The sequence below is a fragment of the Bacillus cereus G9842 genome, from assembly GCF_000021305.1.
In the GTDB taxonomy this organism is placed as follows: Bacteria; Bacillota; Bacilli; order Bacillales; family Bacillaceae_G; genus Bacillus_A; species Bacillus_A thuringiensis_S.
In genome coordinates this window covers 3,513,675-3,537,400 of record NC_011772.1, presented here as the reverse complement: position 1 = coordinate 3,537,400, position 23,726 = coordinate 3,513,675, and the positions used below count along the sequence as shown (strand labels likewise).

The window sequence follows — 23,726 nt, the reverse complement described above, 5'->3', positions numbered from 1 at the left end:
TGAGTTAGGAATCTTACTGCCCGTTAAAGCGGGACAAATGGAGGGGCAACATGAAAAAAATAGGTGTAGGGATTGTAGGATTTGGTTTTTCTAGTACGACATTTCATATCCCACTATTACAAACAATAGAAGAATATGATATTCGTGCTGTATTATCCTCAAAAGAAGAGGTAGTAAAAGAAACATTACCAAACGCTAATGTTGTTAGTACAATTGATGAATTGGTGAAGCGAGCTGATGTTGACTTAGTTGTTATTACATCACCTAATACAACTCATTTTCCATATGTAAAAGAAGCAATTTTAAACGGTAAGCATGTTGTTGTAGAAAAACCATTTGTTGTTTCAATTGAAGAAGGGGAAGAGCTTATTTCATTAGCAGAGCAGCATAATGTAATGTTAAGCGTATATCATAATCGTCGTTTTGATAATGATTTCTTAACAATTAAGAAATTGTTAGGAGAAAACAGAGTAGGGAATGTATACGCATATGAATCAAATTTTGATCGTTTCCGTCCACATGTGCGTGATCGATGGAGAGAAAAAAATCTACCAGGTTCCGGTATATTATACGATTTAGGATCGCATTTAATTGACCAAGCGTTATCAATATTTGGAAAACCAGATGCGATAAGTGCAGATGTAATAAAACAACGACCAGGTGCAGAGGTGGATGATTATTTCCACATAGTACTGCATTACGGAGCTAAACGTGTCATTTTACGTAGTAGCAGTTATGTGAAAAAAGCTGGACCGCATTTTATAGTGCATGGAGAGAAAGGTTCTATCGTGAAGTACGGTATGGATTCGCAGGAAGAGCAATTAAAAAATGGAATGAAGCCAGGTGATAATGGTTATGGAGTAGACGATGAAGAGAATTTTGCTACTTTAGAAACAGAAGAAAGCTTAGAGCGCATTCCAACAGAAGTCGGTTGTTATGATAATTATTATAAAGGTGTACGAGATAGTATATTAAATGGTGAGAAACTACCTGTAACAGCAAAAGAAGGCTTAGATGTTATTAAACTGATTCAATTAGCGATTGAAAGCAGTGAAAAGGGTAGAGTCATTTCTATAAAATAAAAAAGACACGAAATTCGTGTCTTTTTTATTAGGAATATGTGAATATGATTAATTATTTAGTTTAGTCGTTTATCATACATTAATTGGATTTGTATGCCATAAGGATCTTCAATAATACCATATGCTTCACTAAATATATTTTTTTCTAGGGGAGAGATTATTTTCACATGCTTATCGGAAATTAAATTATTATAAAACCTTTGTATTTCTTCTAAATTAGCGCTTTGAATGCAAAGTGACATGTTATTTCCAACGTTATAACGTTCATTAGGCTTCATTGTATCTTCTGCTATCATTAGCTTTGTATTCCCAATTTGTAAAACAGAGTGAGCAATATGATCTTTATTTTCACTTTTAATTTTAAAAGAACTATCTCTTTTCGCCAGTTCTTCATACGTAACAACCATTAACTTTTTGGCTTCTAAATGACGTGTATAAAAGTTAATCGCCTCCTTTGCTTGCCCATTCATTGAAAGAAAAATAGCTATTTCTAATGTCATAAATATATAACTCCTTTATTAGTTGATAATTATAATATAGATTAAAAGGGTTTCAATACATGACACCTTTTTGGGAGGGAAATATGAAAAAAACGGAACGAATAAATGATATGCTTATTTTCTTAAATAATAAAAGATATTTTAATTTAAAAGATTTAATGGTTAGATATGATATTTCTAAAAGTACCGCTTTGCGAGATATTCAATCATTGGAAGAAATAGGTGTACCCATATATTCTGAATTGGGTAGAAATGGAAGTTATAAAATTATAGAAAATAGTGTTTTATCACCAATTTATTTTAGTGTGGATGAAATGTATGGCTTATATTTTTCAATTCTTACGCTAAATGGATACAAGACAAAACCATTTAATATAGAAAGTATTGCGCTTGAAAATAAATTTAAACATGTATTACCTGATAATGTGAGTAAAAATATTTCAATTATGGAACGAACGCTTTCCTTTGAAGTAACAAATCATAGTAATTTTAGTCCGTTCTTAAAAGAAATTTTACAGGGGATTTTTGCTGAGCGAGTTTATCATTTAACATATTTAAAAAAAGGTGAGGAGAAAGCATTGGTTGCCCAATTTATTCGAATAGAATCTAAATTTGGCCAGTGGTATGCTAAAATCTTTAATTTTGAGACGAATAATGTTCAAATAATTAGATGTGATAAAATTCTTTCTATTGTGGAAACGAGCAATATTAATCCAAAAAATCTTGAAGAATTATTAAGTTATCTTACTACTTTTCACAGAAAGCCTGATGCAATTAATTTTAGCGTCATTGTTAATCAAAAAGGAAAAGACATTTTTGATAAAGAGAATTACCCTTCCATGAGGATGCAAAAGGAAAATGAAAATTACATTATAACAGGCTATTTTAACAAGCAAGAATTTGATTTTATTTCAAATTATTTTCTGAATTTCGGTGAAACGATTATTTCAATTCAGCCTGTTATGCTAAAAGAGTTAATCTATAATAAGGTGTTATCTATAAAGAAGCATTTAACTTCTTTAAGATAAAGTTAGTTTTAGACATTTTTTGATATGAAAAAGCCCTTGCGATTTAAATATCCAAAGGGCTTTTTGGTAATTCTATTTGTTCTTTAGAAAAATTATTTTTCTGGGACGGAGAGTCCATAAAAGAACATCGTAACGATATCTTGTATATGTTTTTCACGATCTCCTTCAAGAAGTTGTGCTCCAAATTCATCACCTAATTTTGTAAACATTTGAATGTAAAGTAACATCATTTCTTTAGTAAGGTGAGGATTAATTTCGTTTTTGCGCTGCGCTCGTTCTAATATTTCTAAATACCAGGGCAGGATTTTTTCATTTTGATAACTATAAATAAACTTCCGGAGTTCTTCGTCCCTTTGCATCATTTGTAGTAACATATCAGGTTGAAATAACCCGCCAGTATTCATTTTTCTTACAATCATTTTTTGCATCATATCATGAAAAGGTAATTTTTCTTCTGCAAGCTCTTTATAATATTGAAATTCAGATATGATAAATTCTTGTATAAGCTCCCTAAATAACGCATCTTTACTTCCGAAATGATTATAAATTGTAACTTGAGAAACGTTCGCTTCTTTTGCGATATGTTCTATTTTCACTTCATTAAATCCACGTTCTGAAAATAATACGAATGCTGCTTCTTTAATGGCACGTTTTTTCTTTTCTTTTACTCTTTCAAATCCGTTCAATGCAATCACCTCACTTAAAATATACAAGAAAAAATAATGGAAAACAATAATTTTGAAATATGGACTAATAAATATTTCAAAAAGTTGTTGCGAATATGAAAGATGAGGAGTACAATGATTTTGAAATATCACATATTAAATATTTCAAAAAATGAGGTGGAATTATGATTTCAGTTCAGGATGTCACAAAACAGTTTTTGAATGGAAAAGGTTTGTTTCATATTACATTTGATGTAAAAGAGGGAGAAGTATTCGGTTATTTAGGACCGAATGGTGCCGGGAAATCAACGACGATTCGTAATTTAATGGGATTTATAAAACCGACAGCTGGTAAAGCGACAATTTTTGGATTAGATTGTTGGAATGAAGCAGCGAAAATTCAAAGGGAAGTTGGTTATCTACCGGGTGAAATTTCTTTTATTGAAGGAATGAACGGATTAGAGTTTTTAAAATTAATGCAAGGAATGCGTGGATTAAAGGATACGAAAAGACGAGATGAACTGATAGATCGTCTGCAATTTGATGTGAAAACACCGATTCGCAAAATGTCTAAAGGAATGAAGCAAAAAGTGGGGATAGTTGCTGCATTTATGCACGATCCAGAGGTGTTAATTTTAGATGAACCAACATCTGGACTTGATCCACTTATGCAGCAAGTATTTATAGAATTAATATTAGAGGAAAAGCAAAGAGGAAAAACAATCCTAATGTCATCACATATTTTCACTGAAATTGAGCGTACGTGTGATCGAGTAGCGATTATTAAAGATGGTCGACTCGTAACGGTTGAAAATATTCACGATTTACAAAGTATGAGACGACAGGTAATAGATGTAACCGTATCATCGCAAGAAGAGATTGAATCTCTTACAAAGTGTAATTTGCAATTTGAAGTGGTAAAAGGTAGAGAGGCATCTATCATTGTACAAGGAAACTATCAAACTGTTTTACAAACAATTTCAAACTATAATGTAACGGCACTTCAAACGAGAGCGATGGATTTAGAACATTTATTTATGCATTATTACGATAAGAAAGAAGGGGTAACGCATGAATAAGCAATTATTTTTAGCTAGTTTGAAAGAAACACAAAAAAATATTTTGAGTTATGCGTTTGGTGCGGCTTTATATTTGTGGTTATTAATTTGGATATTCCCGTCAATGGTATCAGCGAAAGGGCTAAATGAACTAATAGCTGCCATGCCTGATAGTGTGAAAAAAATCGTTGGTATGGAAAGTCCGATTCAAAACGTAATGGATTTTTTAGCTGGTGAATACTATAGTCTATTGTTTATTATCATTTTAACAATTTTTTGTGTAACAGTTGCAACACATTTAATTGCTCGTCATGTAGATAAAGGAGCAATGGCATACTTGTTAGCAACACCTGTATCTAGAGTGGAAATTGCTATTACACAAGCTGCTGTTCTCATATTGGGACTTCTGATTATTGTATCTGTTACGTATGTAGCTGGGTTAGTAGGTGCAGAATGGTTTTTACAAGATAATAACTTAAATAAAGAATTATTTTTGAAGATAAATGTAGTCGGAGGGCTCATATTTTTAGTCGTTAGTGCGTATTCATTTTTCTTTTCTTGTATATGTAATGACGAAAGAAAGGCACTAAGTTATTCAGCGAGTTTAACTATCTTATTTTTCGTATTGGATATGGTAGGTAAATTAAGTGATAAGTTAGAGTGGATGAGAAGTCTATCATTATTCACGCTGTTTCATCCGAAAGAAATTGCTGAAGGAACGTATAATATATGGCCGGTAAGTATAGGTTTAACTGCTGGAGCACTTTGTATTTTCATAGTAGCAATTGTAGTTTTTAAGAAGAGGGATTTACCGTTGTAAAGTAGAAAGTCCACTGAGAAAGTGGGCTTTTTTTATTTGTAAATTAAATCTAGTATGTTTATTACATAACACTTATAAAGGATATTTATCTTTTTATTTACAAAAATATTCAAAAAAATGAACCTTTTCCTAGGTTCCTACGTCTAATACATGTAAAGTTAAATTTGAAGTGAGGATGAAACAGGAGGAGCAATTGTGAAAGTAATCCCTTTATATAAAATGATTATAAAAGAAGAAACCGATGTTTCTTTAGCGAAAAAAGGCGATCATGAAGCCTTTATAACGCTTATACATACAGAAAAAGTGAAGATGTATCGAATAGCAAAGGCGATGTTACGTGATGAGACAAATATAGAGGACGCGATACAGACAACAATTTTAAAAGCTTATGAAAATATAAAAAAACTAAAAAAAGAAGAGTTTTTTCAAACTTGGTTAATTCGAATTTTAATGAATGAGTGTAACAATATTATTAGAGCGTATAAAAATGTAATTGTGACAGAAGAGAATGATTACAATATGAGTGCGTGTGATCAGTATGAAGATATAGATTTGTATAATGCGATTCAATCGTTACATGAAGAATTAAGAGCTGTTACGGTGCTTTATTACTATGAAGATATGAATCAAGATAGTATTGCGAAGCTGTTAGAAATACCGAAAGGAACAGTGAAATCAAGATTATCGCGTGCGAGGGAACAACTACAAAAAAGATTAAAGATGGAATAGGGGGTGTAAAGGGTGGATAGTGAAAAATTATTTGATGAGAAATTAAAAAAGAGAATAAAAAATGAAAATGTTATAGTACCTCCAGAGTTAAATGAGAAGATTAATGGTACACTACATAATCTTCAGGTAAAAAAGAAGAGTTACAAAATCCATATGATGATAATTAGTGCAGCGGTTTGTATACTTTCAGTGGTATCTATGTCTGAGTTTTCTATACAAAGTTTTGCGCAAAACGGTGGAGTATTTGAATATGTAAAGAAAAAAGCGTTTTCTGATTATGAAAATGAAGAAGAAATAAAATCAAATGTACATTATCCAGATAAAGAAAAGATTCATCAAAAGATGCTAGATTCTATTGATTATTTTAAAAATAGTTCAGGACAATTTGAGGAATATTCTAGCTCATCAAGAATTGCTACAACATATAAGTATGCAATTGATACGGAAAAACAAAGAGGTATCTCTTCGAAAGAAGATAAACTAGCGAAAAAACGAACAATTATATATAACGAGGGCAAGAAAAAAGAGTTTGATGATGAGAAGTATACCTATAAAGAGACAAAATGGAACCCGAAAGAAAGAAACAATGAATTATTAAAGTTAAATCCTACGGAAAGGTTATTGAGAAAATCAGGTGAAAAAAAGCGATATGATGATGAATATGTAGGACTAGCGAAATATAGTATTCAATCAGAATTCGCAGATTTGTTAATTCGATATAAAGATTGGAATTATAAAGAAACGAAATATCTTGGATTAGATTGTTACAAAATTGAAGGAGTCATCAATATAGAGATGCCTGTTAGCACCTCTGAAGATTTAAGAGGGAAATTCGAAATGGTTGTGGAGAAAAATACAGGGATTATGTTGAAATTTCTTAGTTTTCAAGAAGGCTTGATTCAATATTCACTTACGACAGAATGGATACAAATAGATAAGGGATTGAAAGAAAGTATGTTTCAAAAGGATAGCGCTAAATATGAAAAACATATTGGATGAATAGAAACAGGAGGAGAGTAAATGGGGAATCATTCATCTTTAAGAGAAGAGAAAAATAAGCAAAAATATAAAAAGAAAACGATAATAAGTTTACTACTAGCGGTATTGCTATTTGGTGGAATTGGCTATGGAGCCTATGTATATATGAAAACTTCTAGTCTCGTACAAAAATCTAATTTGAATTTAGCACGAGGTGAAAAATCCAATTTACGTGAGAAATCTGTAAAGCCAATTGCAAATCATGTTTCACTTTTAATTATGGGAATTGATGAAAATCAAGAACGACAAAAGGAGTATAATGGTGCATTTCATACAGATGCATTATTGTTAGCGACTTTTAATAAAGACGATAAAACAGTGAAATTAACGAGCATACCGCGTGATACATATACATACGTTCCAGTTGAAAAGAAAAAAGATAAAATAACCCATGCATATGGAAGTGGTTTCGTTAAAAATGGTAAAGATGGAGGACCGCAAGCTTCTGTGGAAGCGGTAGAAAAATTGTTACAAGTGCCCGTTGATTATTTTGTGAAATTTAATTTTGGTTCCTTTACTAAAATTGTTGATGGGTTAGATGGTATTGAAGTAGATGTCCCAGTTGAATTTACGGAGCAAAATAGTAAAGATGAACCTGATGCGATTCATTTGAAAAAAGGATTGCAAAAATTAAATGGGGAAGAAGCACTTGCACTAGCAAGAACGCGCCATATTGATAGTGATGCGATGAGAGGGCAGAGGCAACAACTTGTTATTGAATCGATTTTAAGTAAATTAAAAAGTGTAGGATCGATTACGAAGCTAGAAAAAATAGTTGAGGCAGTTGACGACGATTTTAAAACAAACTTAGTAATGGATGATATTTTATCTTTTTATAAATACGGTTTAAACGGTTCAGTTGAAAAAATACAACTAGCTGGTGATGATTTATATTTACCTAATGGTCCAAATGGGCAACGTGTATATTATTATAATCCTAATAAAAAAGATTTGCAGAGTTTGAGTAATACTCTTAGAACACATCTAGGGTTAAGTGAAAAGCAAATTGAGGAGAATTAAAGCAGACGTAATGTCTGCTTTTTATTGTGTATAATAGTATGTCATTTATTCTTAAATGTTATATACTATTTTCAAATTAAAGATAATAGTGTAACATAAAATTGTGGTTTAAGTTAAATAGCAAGGGGGCTATCACATAGAATAAATGTTATTGCTTAAAATAGTTTGGGAGAAATGAAAATACAGGGGAGTAGCAAAAATGAGAATTGCAAAGAATTTAACATTCCAAGTTATTGTGGCCATTATTTGTGGTATTGCAGTAGGGGCAATTTGGCCGAGTGTTGGACAACAAATGAAGCCAATTGGTGAAACATTCATCAATATGATTAAAATGGTTATTGCACCGATTATCTTTTTAACAATTGTGCTCGGTATTGCAAGTATGGGAAGTATGAAAAAGGTAGGCCGTGTTGGTGGGAAGGCACTATTATATTTTGAAATTGTTACAACAGCGGCTTTAATTATTGGTATCATCGTAGCGAATGTTGTGCGTCCTGGAGACGGATTAGATCCCTCAAAACTAAAGGGCGGAGATGTTTCGCAATATGTACAAAGCGGACAAGAAATGAAATGGATGGATTTCTTTTTACATATCGTGCCGTCTAACATGTTTGAAGCATTCGCCAAAGGTGATATTTTACAAGTTCTGTTCTTCTCCATTTTATTCGGCGCAGGGTTAACGATGTTAGGGAAAAATGGACAACCGGTTATTGACTTTTTTGAAAGATTATCGAAAGTATTTTTTAACATTTTATCAATTGTAATGAAATTAGCACCGGTTGGAGCATTCGGTGGGATGGCATTTACAATTGGGAAGTATGGTTTAAGCACGCTCATACCACTTGGCAAATTAATGATTTGTGTATATGCGACAATGGCATTATTTGTTTTTATTGTTTTAAATTTTATTTGTAAACTGTACAAATTTAGTTTGTGGAAATATTTAGCTCACATTAAAGAAGAATTACTCATTGTTCTCGGGACATCGTCATCAGAATCAGTACTGCCGCGAATGATGACAAAGATGGAAGACTTGGGATGTTCGAAGCCAGTAGTAGGTTTAGTCATTCCGACAGGATACTCATTTAATTTAGATGGAACGACAATTTATTTATCGATGGCTACTATATTTTTAGCTCAAGTCTTTCATGTCGATCTTTCACTAGGTCAACAATTAACTATAATAGCTATTTTATTAGTTACATCTAAAGGTGCAGCAGCAGTAACTGGTGGAGGTTTTATTGTGCTAGCATCTACTTTATCTGCAATGAATGTTATCCCATTAGAAGGTTTAGCGCTATTACTTGGTGTAGATCGTTTCATGTCAGAAGCACGTGCTATCGTTAATTTAATTGGTAACGGTATTGCAACTGTAGTTGTTGCAAAAAGTGAAAATGAATTTGATGATGAGAAGTATACGAAAGTAATAGAGGAAATGAAAAGAGAAAAAATAGCCGGGTAAAAAGTCAGTTTTGCTGACTTTTTTTATTTTTGTAGGAAAGGAGTTTCTAAAAATATACATTATTTATTAACAAGAGCTCATAGATATTTAATGTGTAAATATGATAAATACCATTAAAGTGGTACATTTATATGAAAGAGAAATAGAATTTGAAGATCATATGGAATTTTTATGAATATTACTGTAAGAAAATAATTTTTTAAAAATTTTCAATAATAATACTTTACAAATTTTAAAAAATTAGTAGAATAAGAAGTAGTAAGAATCGTCTGATAAATATATAGAGAAAAACAGAATTATCAGAAAATTCTTGAATAGCTATCGTTTAGAATTAGGGAGGGTACAGAAAATGAAAAAGAAACAAATGAAAAAACTAACAGCAGTTGTAGCACCGGTTTTAGCAATGAGCATGGCGTTAACAGCATGTTCTACATCAGGTGGAGATAAGAAGACAAGCACAAATTCTAGCTCTGGTGGAGATAGTAAGTCAGGGGAAAAATTAGCAACGAAACAAGTGTTCAATAAAACAGAAAATCAGGAAATTCCAACAATGGATACGTCGAAGAGTACAGATACTTTGGGCTCTCAAATTTTAGGGAACACAATGGAAGGCTTATACCGTTTAGATAAAGAGAATAAACCAATCCCAGCTGCGGCAGAATCAAGCACGAAGAGTGAGGATGGTAAAAAATATACATTTAAATTACGTAAAGATGCAAAATGGTCAAATGGTGATCCTGTAACAGCGAAAGATTTCGTATTTGCATGGCAACGTTTATTAGATCCAAAAACAGCTGCTGAGTATGCATTCATTGCATTCCCAATTAAAAATGCAGAAGCGGTTAATAAAGGTGAAAAACCTGTAACAGAACTAGGAGTTAAAGCAGTAGATGACCTTACTTTAGAAGTTGAATTAGAACAAGCAGTACCATACTTCTTAAACTTAGTAGCATTCCCATCGTACTATCCATTAAATGAGAAATTTGTAAAAGAAAAAGGGGATAAATACGGTTTAGAATCTGATACAACTGTATATAATGGACCGTTCGTTCTTACTGATTGGAAGCATGAGCAAGGTTGGAAACTGAAGAAGAATGATCAATATTGGGATAAAAAGACTGTGAAATTAGATGAAATTAACTATAGTGTTGTAAAAGAGCCAGCAACTAATGTGAATTTATATGATAGTGGTCAAATTGATTTCTCCTTATTAACAGGTGAATTTGTTGACAAATATAGAAATAATAAAGAGGAATATGGGGTGTATAACGAACCAAGTACGTTCTTTATACGTTTAAACCAGAAACGTGGTGGACAAGATACACCATTAAAGAGCAAGAAATTACGTGAAGCAATTGCGCTATCAATTGATAAAAAGAATTTAACAAATGTTATTTTAAATGATGGGTCAAAACCTGCAGATTATTTAGTGCCGAAAGGCTTAGCAGCTGGACCTGATGGGAAAGACTTCCAAGAAACGTTTAAAAACGGTATTAAACCAGATGCGAAAAAAGCAGCTGCTGCATGGGAAGAAGCGAAAAAAGAACTTGGAAAAGATCAAGTTACAATTGAGTTTTTAAACTATGATACTGGTAATGCGAAAAAAGTTGGGGAATATGTAAAAGATCAAATTGAGAAAAACTTAAAAGGTGTAACAGTAAATATTAAACTGCAGCCGTTTAAACAAAAACTTAAATTAGAATCAGATCAAGATTATGATATTTCATATGGTGGATGGAGCCCAGATTATGCGGATCCAATGACATATTTAGATATGTTTGAAAGTAAGCACTCTCATAACCAAATGAGTTTCTCTGATCAGAAATATGATGAAATAATTAAAAAAGCTGGTGGGGAATTAATGAGTGATGCGAAGAAACGCTGGGAGGAACTAGGAAAAGCAGAGAAACTACTTCTTCAAGAAGATGTAGCTCTTGTACCTTTATATCAAAGTGCTAGATCTTATGTTATGAAACCGCATGTAAAAGGTGTTGTTAAGCATAATATTAGCCCAGAATACAGCTATAAGTGGGCATATGTTACTGAAAAATAATAGAGTTGAAAAAGCATTTAAAAGTGGCTTAGCTACTTTTAAATGCTTTTTTTGTGAGCTTAAAATACTAATTTTTAGTATGGTTAAATAGAGGAGAATAAGGTGTATAGTATGTACATATAGTAGATAGAAGATAAATCCTACTAAATAAAAAACAGAATATTTAAAATAAACCTATTTGCAATTACGGAAAAAAGAGTAGAATGACATTAGTTGTAATCTTCTAAAAAAAAGTCTTTAGTAAGGGGTCTCTCAAGGGTTGGTAATGTACATATAATTAGGGAGGGTACAAAAATGAAGAGAAAAAAATGAAAAAGTTAACGGCAGTTGTAATACCAGTTTTAGCGATGAGTGTTGCATTGACAGCATGTTCTGGATCAGGTGGGGAAAAGAAAACGACTACTACATCAAATAGTGGGGAAGAAAAAAATCTGATATTAAATATGCAGCGAAACAAGTATTAAATCGTACGGAAAACCAAGAAATTCCGACGATGGATACTTCTAAATCTACTGATACATTAGGTGCGCAAATTTTAGGGAACACGATGGAAGGCCTATATCGCCTTGATAAAGATAATAAGTCAATTCCTGCTGCGGCAGAGTCTAGTACGAAAAGCGAGGATGGCAAAAAATATACATTTAAACTACGTAAAGATGCAAAATGGTCAAACGGTGATCCTGTAACAGCGAAAGATTTCGTATATGGATGGCAACGCTTACTTGATAAAAATACAGCGGCAGAATATGTGTTTATCGCTTTCTATATTAAAAATGCAGAAGCAATTAATAAAGGTGAAAAACCTCTAACAGATTTAGGAGCAAAAGCGGTAGATGATTATACACTAGAAGTAGAATTAGAAAAGCCAGTACCGTATTTCTTGAATTTAATGGCATTCCCATCGTACTATCCTTTAAATGAAAAGTTCGTAAAAGAAAAAGGAGATAAGTTCGGTTTAGAAGCAGATACAACGTTGTATAACGGACCGTTCGTTATGTCTTCATGGAAACATGAACAAGGTTGGCAGCTAAAGAAAAATGATAAGTACTGGGATAAAAAGACTGTGAAATTAGAAGAAATTAACTATAGTGTAGTAAAAGAGGTTGCAACGAAAGTAAACTTATATGATACAGGATCAATTGATTTTACATTACTATCAGGAGAGTTTGTAGATAAATATAAATCGAACAAAGAAGAATATGGTGAGTATGCGGAATCAAGTACATTCTTCTTACGTTTAAATCAAAAACGTAACGGACAAGATACGCCTTTAAAGAGCAAAAAACTTCGTGAAGCAATTGCATTATCAGTTGATAAAAAAGGCTTAGCGAACGTTATTTTAAATAACGGTTCAAAAGCAACAGATCAATTAGTACCAAAAGGGCTTGCGACAGGTCCTTGTGGTAAAGATTACCAAGGTGCATTTAAAAATGGTCTAAAATATGATCCGAAAAAAGGTGCAGCAGCTTGGGAAGCAGCGGAAAAAGAACTTGGAAAAGATCAAGTTACAATTGAATTGCTAAGCTATGATGATGGAACTGCGAAAAAGATTGCTGACTATGTAAAAGATCAAATTGAGAAAAATTTAAAAGGTGTAACAATTAATACAAAAATTCAGCCGTTCAAACAAAAATTAAAATTAGAAACTGCGCAAGATTATGAAATTTCTTATGCAGGTTGGAGTCCAGACTATGCGGATCCAATGACATTTATTGATATGTTTGAATCGAAGAGCCCGTACAACCAAATGAGTTATTCAAATCCAAAATACGATGAAATGGTAGGAAAAGCAGGTAATGAATTAATGAGTGATGCGAAAAAACGCTGGGAAACGTTAGGGAAAGCTGAGAAATTATTCCTTGAAGAAGATGCAGGGTTAGTTCCTTTATATCAAACAGGAAGATCGTACGTAATGAAACCGAATGTAAAAGGAATTGTGAAACATAACATCAGTTCAGAATATAGCTTTAAGTGGGCGTATGTAACTGAGGATGGCGGAAAAAATAAAGTGAAATGCTTTTTAGTATGTATAAGGGAATAAATCTCGTTAGCCTATTGAGAATCGGATAGGTAATAAAGAAGGTTCTATCCGAGGAAATTAGAGAGGTCAGTAAGTAGTAAGAAAGATGAATGATAGTAAGAGACCTCATGCTAATAAGAAAAATATAGAACGTAGTAATAGAGTGGAATAAGGGAATGGATGTTTACATATAGTAGACGGGGGATAATTCATATAGTAGTTAAAACAACAAGTTACTATCATAAAAAAATAAATTTTTAGAAAATTTACAAAAATACTTTACAAAACTAGAAAAAACAGTAGAATATTAATTAATAAGAATTTTCTGATAACGAAAGTTAGTAGGGAATCTCTAAATGTTAATAGCGTACATATAATTGGGGAGGGTACAAAAATGAAGAGAAAAAAGATGAAAAAATTAACAGCGGTAGTAGCACCAGTTTTAGTAATGAGTATGGCATTAACAGCTTGCTCTGGATCTGGGGAAAAAGATAAAGCAAGCACAACACCAAAAAGCAGTGAAAAAGAAGGCGGAAAGCTAGCGGCGAAGCAAGTGCTTAATTTAACAGAGTCTCAAGAGATTCCATCTATGGACTCTGCTAAAGCGACAGACCAAGTATCGTTTCTCGCTTTAAACAACGTAATGGAAGGTTTGTATAGACTTGATAAAGATAATAAAGCAACACCAGGGGTTGCTGAATCATATAAAAAGAGTGATGATGGTAAAAAATATACATTTACATTGAATAAAAATGCAAAATGGTCAAATGGAGAGCCTGTAACAGCAAAAGATTTCGTATTCTCTTGGAAACGTGCGGTAGATAAAAATACAGCAGCAGAATATGCATACATTATGTTTGATTTAAAAAATGCACAAGCGATTAATGAAGGAAAAGCTGAGCTAGATACGTTAGGAGTAAAAGCTGTAGATGACTATACGTTAGAAGTAGAATTAGAAAATCCAGTTCCTTACTTTGTAGAATTAACTTCATTTGGAACATTTTATCCATTAAACGAGAAGTTTGTAAAAGAAAAAGGAGAAAAGTACGGTTTAGAAGCAGATACAACGTTATACAACGGACCATTTACATTAACAGACTGGAAACATGAAGAAGGTTGGAAGTTAAAGAAAAATGCACAATACTGGGATAATAAAACAGTTAAGTTGGAAGAAATTAACTTTAATGTGGTAAAAGATAGCGGTACACGTGTCAATTTATATGAAAGTGGACAAATTGATCGCTCAGGACTTACATCTGAATTTGTTGACAAATATAAATCAAGCCCCGATTTCTTTACACAAAAAACACCGTCAACGTACTTCTTACGCTTAAACCAAAAACGTGGTGGGCAAGATACAGTGCTAAAGAGCAAAGATTTACGTTTAGCGATTGCAAAAGCGTATGATAAAAAAGGCTTAACGAATGTAATTTTAAATGATGGTTCTACACCTGCAGATTACTTAGTACCAAAAGAATTTGCTAAGAGCCCAGATGGAAAAGACTTCCGTAAAGAAAATGGAGATATTTTAAAAACAGATGTGAAAAAGGCAAAAGAGCATTGGGAAAAAGCGAAAAAAGAACTTGGAAAAGATGCAATTACAGTAGAACTATTAAACTATGATGGTGATGGTGCGAAAAAAGTAGGAGAGTTCTTAAAAGGAGAACTTGAGAAAAACTTACCAGGCTTAACAGTGAATTTGAAAAACCAGCCATTTAAACAAAAGTTAAAATTAGAATCAGATCTAGATTATGATTTATCTTACGCTGGTTGGGGCCCTGACTACTTAGATCCAATGACGTTCATTGATATGTTCGTTACAAATGGGCCTCATAACCAAACAGGATATTCAAATCCTAAATATGATGAAATTGTGCAAAAAGGTAAAGGCGAGCTATTAACGAAAACGAAAGATCGTTGGGATAGCTTACTGAAAGCGGAGAAAATGTTACTGGAAGATGCAGCAATTGCACCATTATATCAACGTGGTGATGCAATTGTTCAAAGAGCAAAAGTAAAAGGAATTGTTCACCACCCAGTTGGTGGAGATTACAGCTACAAATGGGCATATATCGGTGAGGAAAAATAAGCTGAGGGGGCGCGTGATGCGCCCTTTTTTTATGCACTTTTCATTCTTCCTTGAATATATAAAATAAAAAAGGGAGAATCCCATGGAACGAAATACTTACATCGATTTCTTAGCTTATTACGGAATAGGAAGTGCTCATCCTGGTGGTTTTACGTTAACAAAACAATTGCTAGCACAACTGCCTCTTAGACAAGGAGCGGATGTCCTTGAGATAGGTTGTGGTACAGGGAAAACAGCGGCTTACATGACAAAAGAATTCGGTTATAAAGTAACAGCGGTTGAAAAGAATGAAATTATGATTCAAAAAGCGAAAGATAGATGGTTGTTTGAAAGATTGAATGTACAATTGATTCAAGGTGATGCAGAGCGATTACCTTGTTTAAATGATTCATTTGAGTTTGTGCTTGGGGAATCGATACTCGCTTTTACAGATAAAGAAAGGGTTATATCAGAGTGCTATCGTGTATTACAGAAGGATGGTAAGCTTGTTGTCATTGAAATGATTATTAATACACATATTGAGAAGAGTGAGGAAGAAAAAATTGCCCAATTATATGGCATGAAAGAATTATTAACTGAGAATGAGTGGGTACAACTATTTCAGAAAGCAAATTTCAAAAGAATTACAATTGCTGGCGGTGGTACAATTGCAGAAACGATATCTAGCTATATAGAAGAGCCGGAATGGAATGTATCAACATATATTCCGAATGAGTTATATGAGGCATGGGTACAGCATGAAAATGTACGGCTTATGTACCAACATATTTTAGGGCATCGTATTTTTATATGTGAAAAATAAAGAAAAAGAGTTGGCTAAAGGTAGTCAACTCTTTACTATGTTAAATGAAAAATAATGCAGCTAAAGTAATTCCGAAGATGAAACCAAATCCAAGTTCAACGCCCCAGCCACAACCGCCACCACAGCCGCCGCCACCACAATTACCGCAACCACGACCGCCACATCCACAGCTACTGAATCCACCACCGCAACCAAATCCGCAACTATCACACCTGCTAATGCCGCCGCAAAGATCACAACCACCGTTTGCATATGCGTCATAGTATCCGAATCCTGTATCAAAAGATGAGCGCTGTTGCATTGGTTCGATCCATACAGATTCATTTGTCACATCGATTATTTTGCCTAAATGAATGCGACCATCGCGATCTTCAATTCGAACAACTTTACCGAAATAACGTCGGCACGTATCATAACATCTTTGTCTATGCATGTTCTGTCCTCCTTCCCCCTTACAGTAATACGATATGTAAGGGGGACAAGTGCGGCTTGTACGAATGACCTACCTATCATAATTGTTATATGAAAGGGGAAATATAGAGAAAGGATATAGTAAGGAGGGAAAGGCAATGAAATCTACAGATCAGTTTCAAACATACGAAGTACCGTGGAAAGAATTTATAGAAGCATTGCGAGATGAAATGAAGAAACAAGTAGGAGCGGATATTATTGATACAGTAGTTTGCAATTTAGAGGATGGATTTGAAGTGTATACATATATACAGGGGGATTTAGAGTTTGAATATAAAGAAGCGCTTGAAAGAAAATACGGAAGTGATGCTAAGACTCCTAATTTGTTAACAATTATGCTATTAGCCAGCATTTATAATACGAGTGAAGCGAATATACGCTTACATGCAGATAACAAAGATAATCCAATTGTTGAAGTATATGTGAAGCAATGAAACACGCTGTGAAAGGCGTGTTTTTTATTTGTATGATAAAATATTAGAAAATTGAGAAAGAAGGTGGAGGATTGGGAATTAAACATCTTAATTTAACAGTTACAGATGTAACAGCATCTAGAGAGTTTTTAGAGAGGTATTTTGGTTTAATTTGTAGTGGAACAAGGGGGAATGCCTTTGTAGTTATGCGTGATAATGATGGATTTATACTAACTTTAATGAAGGGAAAAGAAGTTCAGTATCCAAAAACATTTCATGTAGGATTTCCACAAGGAAGTGAAGAACAAGTAGATAAGATAAATCAAAGATTGAAGAAAGATGGATTTTTGGTGGAGCCTCCTAAGCATGCCCATGCATATACATTTTACGTTGAAGCACCTGGTGGATTTACAATTGAAGTAATGTGCTAATTAAAAAATCAAACTTTTTGTTGTGTGTTTTTAATATGAAAAGTAGGAAAAGTCTGTTTTAAGTATGAAGCTTAGACAGGCTTTTTTGCTTATATAATTGGATAGAAAATGCTATAAAGAATATTACCAAGTGTATATATATGTTTACATAATAAAGTTATGGTGGGTTAGTTGTCCTAAAATACAAGTCATATATCTTGTTTCCTCTCATAAATTTAAACATAGGAATTTGTCTACAAAGGTGGCGAAGCCTCATCATGAAAATTCGAATTTGTGCCACATTCATGTTGTTTCTATTTATATGGTTACATCCTTATTGGACTTTTGCAAAAGGAGAGGAGGCAAAGGAAAGGGTCGTTTCACTTGTATATGATGATTCGGGCAGCATGAGAAATAACGATCGCTGGAAATATGCCAATTACGCTTTGCAAAGTTTAGTTGCGCTATTAGATGAAAAAGATACATTTTCTTATGTTCCAATGAGCAAGCCGAATAATCCGTTAAACATTTCGTTAACGAAGGATAAAAGGCAAACAGAAATTGAAGGAATTGGAGCGTGGAAAACGTATTTAAATACTCCTTTTAGCGCAGTAGAGACGGCGATGCAATCTATAAAAAAGGAAGCAGATATAGATGGAAAACGTGAATTTTGGCTTATTGTATTAACTGACGGGGCATTTAATGATCTAGAAAAAGATAAAGTTGGCGGAAAAGAACAAATTACACAGAAATTAGCCCAGTTTAAGAAAGAAATGGATGCAAAAAAGATATCGTTACATCCAGTCTTAATTACGATGGAAGAAGATTTAGGACAACAAGAAAAAGAACAACTAAATACGTTCAAGGAAATATGGAAGAAAGAGATAAACGGAGTTACGATGCCGTCAAGCGGAGAGGATGGCATTGTAAAAAGTGTAAATCAAGTGGCAGCATTAGTTGCGAATCGTGATCCATTCTCCTCCGTTGAATCGATTGTAAAAACGAAAGTAGTAGGAAAGAAAGTAGAGATTACAACGCCGTTCCCATTAAAGCGTATGGCGCTTGTACGACAATCGCCTTCGCTGTCTAATTATCAGGTCACACAAATTTCGAAACCATTACAGTTACAGTCTTCTTTTTCCATACATGCACCCGGAGAAGCGAAATTATTCGGAAATATAGTTCATATAAGCACGGAAAATCAGGAAGTCATTAAACCAGGAACATATACGATAGAAGTGGATCGGGATATTGAGAAAGAAGGATTGCAAGTACTTGTTGAACCAGCGCTTAACTATACGGTTTCTACTTATGACAAAGATGATAATAGTCAAAAAAATGTTGAACAAATGTACGAAGGTGTTACTGCTGTTATTGAAGCAAAGCCTACTGAGTTACCAATTCAGTCTTCTTACTTTCAAGCAGAAGTAGAAATAGACGGAAAACAATATCCGATGAAGTGGAACGATAAGAGGCATGTGTTTTATTACGAAACGAAGATTGGTAAAGGGTTAGTACGTGGAAAAGTTCATATGAATATAAAGGGATTTTACAGACAGACGAAAGAATTCAAAATTGAAACAACAGAAAAGCCAAAATTATCACTTCAAACTGTTACGAAAGATTATGAAGAAAAAGTAACGAATTTAGAGAATAGTAAACCGTTTATTTTACAACCAAAGTTAGATGGTAAGCCGATGACAGAAGGGGCTGTAAAGAAACTATTAAAATCTACTGGTGTCACATCTAAACAATCAATCAACTATGAAATAAAACAACGTGGTAATCAAATTTACGTTTATCCTCGTCCTTATTACTCCGACACATTCAATTTCACAGATACTGGCACCGTAGAAGCTACCATCGTTATACAAGATGCGAAATTACAAGAAGTAAAGAAGCAAATATCACTCCATATTCAAAGTGCGCCGTTTTATGAAAAGTATGCGCTTATTTTTAAGTTTGTCATTCCTATCACTTTATTGCTGCTAGTAGTAGGCATAATCGTTTTAGGATGGATTGTTCGTCCAAGATTTCACCGGAAAGCGCTATTGTATTACGAATGGGATCAAGAAGTAGCGAAAGATTGGTTATATCAATCTGAACCAGAATTACTTCGAAATAAATGGTGGAAACATTATTTTGGTATCCCATTTCGAGCAGAAAGAAAAACTGTGCAATCCGTTACGTTTATAGCCAAGAAAGGTTCGAAATCTGTCTTTGTAGCGAAAGAGTCACAAGTAGTAGGAATGATTATTGATGGGATGTTTATAACAGAGGAAGAAGTAGGAATGGAGCATAAGACACTATATCCAAATGAACTTTTACTAATTGATAGAGGATATGGTAAGGAGATTTACAAATACGAATGTGAATAGTAGATAGGGAAAAGAAGGGGATGGAGTATTGATTCTCTTTCCCTTTTTTCAAACAAGCAAGAATAGGAAGGTGGTTCACATGACATTACAAGTTCCAACAATATTAATTGGTTTAGGTGGAATCGGTAGTACTGTGACGCATCAAATATATGAAAAACTGCCTGAAGAGCGCCGAAAAAAGGTAGCAATGCACGTATTTGATACAGATGTGAATACTTTGAGTAAATTTGATCATATTCGAAAGTTTAAGACACAAACAAGTTCTAGTAAAACGCCTAGGGAGTATATTGCGGGAGATCCAACGATTCCAGAGTGGTTTCCGATGGATCCGACTATACTTGATAAACCATTAACAGAAGGAGCAGGACAGTTACGTGTCATTTCACGTTTAGCGTTACGTGCTGCGATGAAAGAAGATAAATTGACCTCTTTTTGGCAAGAAATCGAGAAAATTTTTCCAGTTACAAGTGATCAAACAGAATATGGTGTGCGTGTCATTATAGTAACATCACTAGCAGGCGGAACAGGTTCGGGGATGTTTCTACAAATTGCATTATATTTACGTGAAATGCTTCGGAAAAAATTGCAGCATCATAACATTTTAATACGCGGTGCGTTTTTAATGCCTGATGTTTTAGTAAAGACGAGAACAGTTAGTGCGAAAGAGTTTGAGACGGTGCAAGCAAACGGATATGCATCGTTAAAAGAATTACATGCTATTACGCTCGGTTCTACTGGAGAATTATCAAAACGCGGCGGGGTAACAATTGAATTAGAGTATCGCCCTGATCAAGTAGATGAAGACGGAAGAACGAATCATACAATTAAACAACATCATTTACCGTACAATTATTGTTTCTTATACGACTACGAAAACCTACATGGACACCATTTGCACAATTTATCAGATTATATGGAGCAAATGGCAAATACAATTTATTTACAGTTATTTAGCCCGATGTCTACAAGTCATTTTGCACAGGAAGACAATCAAATTCAGCAATTAGCAGAATCAAGCGGAAAAGGACGATATTGCGGGGCAGGAACGGCAAAACTCATTTATCCGTATGAGCATGTGTTAAAATATTGTGCTTTAAAATGGGCTGTGCAAGGTTTAGATGAATCGTGGCTTCATTTAGATCAACTGTTTCAAGAGAAGAAGCAAAGATATGACCAAGATGTAAAACGTGGGATGCAGCGTGAAAAGCCGGAGAGAGGTAAAAGTTATTTAGAGGACTTGGAACATCTTGCTACCCGTCCAGAGCAAGCTCATATTTTCTATAGACAAATGTACAATGAAACGCGTGAAGGAGCAGAGGGTGGTAAGCTCGGAGTTGCGAAATCAAAACTGTTTTTAGAAGCTGTAGAAAGTTATGTACAACGCACGGTGCAAAAAGATGAGGAATTAAATCGTCTGCAACATGAGTGTAAAATTTCAGCTGCGAAGCTGAAAATGATGGAACAAATGAAAGGTGAAGTGGCAAGAGTGGATCATGCGGTGCGTTTATATGCGTATGCGATTCCGAGCCGTGTACATGAACATGTAACGACACTTTTATATGACATGATTGAATCAGACCGCTTTTCACCAAGTGGTTCTGAAGGGCAGTCCTATCAACTAAATACATGGTTTTTAAAGAAAACAGATCCAGTTCACCCAGTAGCAGCACGTTTTATGTTATATGAAATTCGAAAGCAGTTAGTAGAAAAAATGAATCGACTACATGAAAATAATGAACAAAAGCGTAATGTAATTCAAAACTACGATAAAAAATTTAATGTGGGTAATATCGATGGAACGGTAACGGCTGTACGCCGAGTAGAAATTGCTCAACAACAAGGCTGGTTTGGAAAAATGATTAATAATCAGCAACGTTTATTCAAAAGAGAATTTGAAGACATCGTAACGCAATATGTACACAAATTAAATGAATATCGAAAAGAAATGCTATTAGAACTTGTGTATCAATCGCTATATCAAACAGTTAATAAAATGATTCAATATTGGGAAAGGTTTTTTGATAATTTACATGAAACACGTGAAAATTTATTGTTTGAAATCCAAAAGCGCAGTAAGGAATTTGAAGGGAAAACAAACCCGACGAATGTATATGTATTAGCTGAGGAACAGCTGCAAGAAAAGATATGGCAAGATATGCAGCAACATTTAAATTTAGGTGTACTACCGAAAGATATATCAGCGGAAATTTATATGAGTTTGTACGGGGAATATTGTCGTGATGCGAAAACAGAAGAGATTCAGTCGAAAAAGGTAGAGGATTTCTACCGAGAACATATACTGAGCTATTGTTATGACGAACTGCAAGTACGCTATCGTGATAAATTAGAACTGAATATCATTGAGGCGTTGCGAAAAGAAGCGGATTATAAGAAACGTGATCGCGATGAATACGTTCGTGAAAAAATTGAAGACCTGTTCCATTTAGCGAGTCCATTCGTTCCGAAAGTTGCTCATCATAGGGAATTACAATATTGGGGTATACATCCTTCTTTAAAGAAAGAGCTGCAAGAGGAATTAATTCAAGAAATGTTTAAAGAAAAAGATACAGTACATGAAGCCTTTTCGCCATTTGAAGTGATCTGTTATCGAGCACATTACGGCTTATCGCTGCAAGACTTTCCTAAATTATCATCAGGACATATTTCAAACGGATTTATGAATGATAAAGGTGACTATTTCCAATCGTATTATCGCCGTGTAAACAAATTAAATAGTAAAAAATCTAGTTTAACGCCGCATTTAGATAAGTATTGGCACTTACCAGCCTTTATGCCAGATTTAAACGCGACTCAAACAAAATTAGATTATGATAAATGTAATCGTGCATTACTATACGCATATATGTATCGCTGGATTAGTTTAGTTGCTGTTGATGGACAGTTTGTGTATCAATATAACGGTGTGGGACGTAGCTTTTTAATTCAGTCGATGGGGAAAAATATTTCAAGCGAAAGTTATAAATTACACAGAGCATTGCTTCATAATCCGTTTATTTATGAAAACATCTTGTCACGATTTGAAGAAGAGCAAGAAAAGGCGATGATACAAGGTGGACATTTATATACACATCCGTTCGTATTAGGAGCCCAAGATGTAAGATGGCTTAGAAAAGAACATGTCCACAATCTTTTAGACATGATTTTAATGTATGACCGTGAAGCGAAGTATGATCCGACGTTAGAAGAAACATCAGATGAATTATTAAGACTATTCCTTGATGAAATCGAGTTGTATTTCCAGAACTATTACGGTACAGGTGCCGATATGGTGGCAAAGAAAGAGAAAGAAATGTTTATTAAACAATTGTGGGATCGCTCGCATGCAAAAGGATATGTAGATCCAAATAGCGCTCCGTATAAAAAATGGCAAAATTTATTAAGTGTTCAAGATGAAGAAGAAACGCCAAAAACGAATGTATAATGAATGAAAAGGGAATCCTTAAAAGTGGCAATACAACTTTAGAAAAGAGGGATTCTGATGCCGTTTTTAGGAAGTGTATATCAAATATTTGGATTATATCCAGAAATTTATTATGGAATGATTTCAGCTGAACTTGCGGAGCAGCAAAGGTTGGAACAAGCGGAAAACGAAGAACCAGAAACAGAAGCGTAACTGCATAAGCTTCAAAATAAAAAATGATAACACGCTACTTGCTCTTTAAACGTA

General features: G+C 33.9%; 19 protein-coding genes and 1 pseudogene. 17 read left to right on the top strand and 3 right to left on the bottom strand.

What is annotated here, in order from left to right; all coding sequences use genetic code 11:
- Positions 1 to 50 precede the first annotated feature (50 nt).
- On the top strand, positions 51 to 1,082 hold the full coding sequence (locus BCG9842_RS17630) for an oxidoreductase (RefSeq protein WP_000719768.1): 1,032 nt from the start codon (positions 51 to 53) through the stop codon (positions 1,080 to 1,082).
- A 56-nt stretch (positions 1,083 to 1,138) separates the two neighbouring features.
- Here BCG9842_RS17630 and BCG9842_RS17625 read toward each other — a convergent pair whose 3' ends face one another.
- A complete protein-coding gene (locus BCG9842_RS17625) occupies positions 1,139 to 1,582 on the bottom strand; it encodes a VOC family protein (protein WP_000171340.1) in 444 nt (147 codons plus the stop codon).
- A gap of 59 nt (positions 1,583 to 1,641) precedes the next feature.
- On the opposite strand from BCG9842_RS17625, the gene BCG9842_RS17620 reads away from it, so the two are divergent.
- On the top strand, positions 1,642 to 2,610 hold the full coding sequence (locus BCG9842_RS17620; RefSeq protein WP_041488134.1) for a helix-turn-helix transcriptional regulator: 969 nt from the start codon (positions 1,642 to 1,644) through the stop codon (positions 2,608 to 2,610).
- Positions 2,611 to 2,702: 92 nt separating this feature from the next.
- Here BCG9842_RS17620 and BCG9842_RS17615 read toward each other — a convergent pair whose 3' ends face one another.
- The gene (locus BCG9842_RS17615; protein ID WP_003309799.1) at positions 2,703 to 3,305 is read right to left on the bottom strand and encodes a TetR/AcrR family transcriptional regulator; all 603 of its coding nucleotides are present in this window, start codon (positions 3,303 to 3,305) and stop codon (positions 2,703 to 2,705) included.
- A 155-nt stretch (positions 3,306 to 3,460) separates the two neighbouring features.
- Here BCG9842_RS17615 and BCG9842_RS17610 point away from each other — a divergent pair, with 155 nt between their 5' ends.
- The 10 genes and pseudogenes from BCG9842_RS17610 to BCG9842_RS17565 all read left to right on the top strand — a co-directional run bounded on the left by BCG9842_RS17610 (position 3,461) and on the right by BCG9842_RS17565 (position 16,366).
- Positions 3,461 to 4,354, top strand: a complete 894-nt coding sequence (locus BCG9842_RS17610; RefSeq protein ID WP_000626558.1) for an ABC transporter ATP-binding protein — start codon at positions 3,461 to 3,463, stop codon at positions 4,352 to 4,354.
- Positions 4,347 to 5,153: an ABC transporter permease subunit gene (locus tag BCG9842_RS17605; RefSeq protein WP_001041417.1), complete on the top strand. Its 807-nt coding sequence runs from the start codon at positions 4,347 to 4,349 to the stop codon at positions 5,151 to 5,153. The genes BCG9842_RS17610 and BCG9842_RS17605 overlap by 8 nt, the downstream gene beginning before the upstream one ends.
- A 195-nt stretch (positions 5,154 to 5,348) precedes the next feature.
- Positions 5,349 to 5,882, top strand: coding sequence for an RNA polymerase sigma factor (locus tag BCG9842_RS17600; protein WP_000864724.1), 534 nt, complete (start codon positions 5,349 to 5,351; stop codon positions 5,880 to 5,882).
- Positions 5,883 to 5,894: 12 nt separating this feature from the next.
- Positions 5,895 to 6,881 (top strand): hypothetical protein, encoded by a 987-nt coding sequence (locus BCG9842_RS17595; RefSeq protein ID WP_000376636.1) that lies wholly within the window; start codon positions 5,895 to 5,897, stop codon positions 6,879 to 6,881.
- A 21-nt stretch (positions 6,882 to 6,902) separates the two neighbouring features.
- Complete coding sequence (locus tag BCG9842_RS17590; protein ID WP_000526731.1) at positions 6,903 to 7,940, top strand: LCP family protein; 1,038 nt, start codon at positions 6,903 to 6,905, stop codon at positions 7,938 to 7,940.
- Positions 7,941 to 8,139: 199 nt separating this feature from the next.
- A complete protein-coding gene (locus tag BCG9842_RS17585) occupies positions 8,140 to 9,402 on the top strand; it encodes a dicarboxylate/amino acid:cation symporter (RefSeq protein ID WP_001216974.1) in 1,263 nt (420 codons plus the stop codon).
- Positions 9,403 to 9,751: 349 nt separating this feature from the next.
- Complete coding sequence (locus tag BCG9842_RS17580; protein WP_000730154.1) at positions 9,752 to 11,455, top strand: peptide ABC transporter substrate-binding protein; 1,704 nt, start codon at positions 9,752 to 9,754, stop codon at positions 11,453 to 11,455.
- A gap of 308 nt (positions 11,456 to 11,763) precedes the next feature.
- A pseudogene (locus BCG9842_RS17575) lies at positions 11,764 to 13,496 on the top strand (peptide ABC transporter substrate-binding protein).
- Positions 13,497 to 13,869: 373 nt separating this feature from the next.
- Positions 13,870 to 15,564: a peptide ABC transporter substrate-binding protein gene (locus BCG9842_RS17570; protein WP_000823460.1), complete on the top strand. Its 1,695-nt coding sequence runs from the start codon at positions 13,870 to 13,872 to the stop codon at positions 15,562 to 15,564.
- A gap of 82 nt (positions 15,565 to 15,646) precedes the next feature.
- Positions 15,647 to 16,366, top strand: coding sequence for a class I SAM-dependent methyltransferase (locus BCG9842_RS17565; protein WP_000440865.1), 720 nt, complete (start codon positions 15,647 to 15,649; stop codon positions 16,364 to 16,366).
- 40 nt (positions 16,367 to 16,406) lie between these two features.
- On the opposite strand, the gene BCG9842_RS17560 is transcribed toward BCG9842_RS17565, so the two are convergent.
- Positions 16,407 to 16,799: a hypothetical protein gene (locus BCG9842_RS17560; protein ID WP_000555008.1), complete on the bottom strand. Its 393-nt coding sequence runs from the start codon at positions 16,797 to 16,799 to the stop codon at positions 16,407 to 16,409.
- 136 nt (positions 16,800 to 16,935) lie between these two features.
- On the opposite strand from BCG9842_RS17560, the gene BCG9842_RS17555 reads away from it, so the two are divergent.
- From BCG9842_RS17555 to BCG9842_RS17535, 5 genes are all read left to right on the top strand, one after another.
- Positions 16,936 to 17,271 (top strand): hypothetical protein, encoded by a 336-nt coding sequence (locus BCG9842_RS17555; RefSeq protein ID WP_000842916.1) that lies wholly within the window; start codon positions 16,936 to 16,938, stop codon positions 17,269 to 17,271.
- A 71-nt stretch (positions 17,272 to 17,342) separates the two neighbouring features.
- A complete protein-coding gene (locus BCG9842_RS17550) occupies positions 17,343 to 17,681 on the top strand; it encodes a VOC family protein (protein ID WP_000511532.1) in 339 nt (112 codons plus the stop codon).
- A gap of 257 nt (positions 17,682 to 17,938) precedes the next feature.
- The gene (locus BCG9842_RS17545; protein WP_000702108.1) at positions 17,939 to 20,038 is read left to right on the top strand and encodes a vWA domain-containing protein; all 2,100 of its coding nucleotides are present in this window, start codon (positions 17,939 to 17,941) and stop codon (positions 20,036 to 20,038) included.
- 79 nt (positions 20,039 to 20,117) lie between these two features.
- On the top strand, positions 20,118 to 23,480 hold the full coding sequence (locus BCG9842_RS17540; protein WP_000175112.1) for a tubulin-like doman-containing protein: 3,363 nt from the start codon (positions 20,118 to 20,120) through the stop codon (positions 23,478 to 23,480).
- Positions 23,481 to 23,537: 57 nt separating this feature from the next.
- Complete coding sequence (locus BCG9842_RS17535; protein WP_001116178.1) at positions 23,538 to 23,672, top strand: hypothetical protein; 135 nt, start codon at positions 23,538 to 23,540, stop codon at positions 23,670 to 23,672.
- Positions 23,673 to 23,726: the final 54 nt, after the last annotated feature.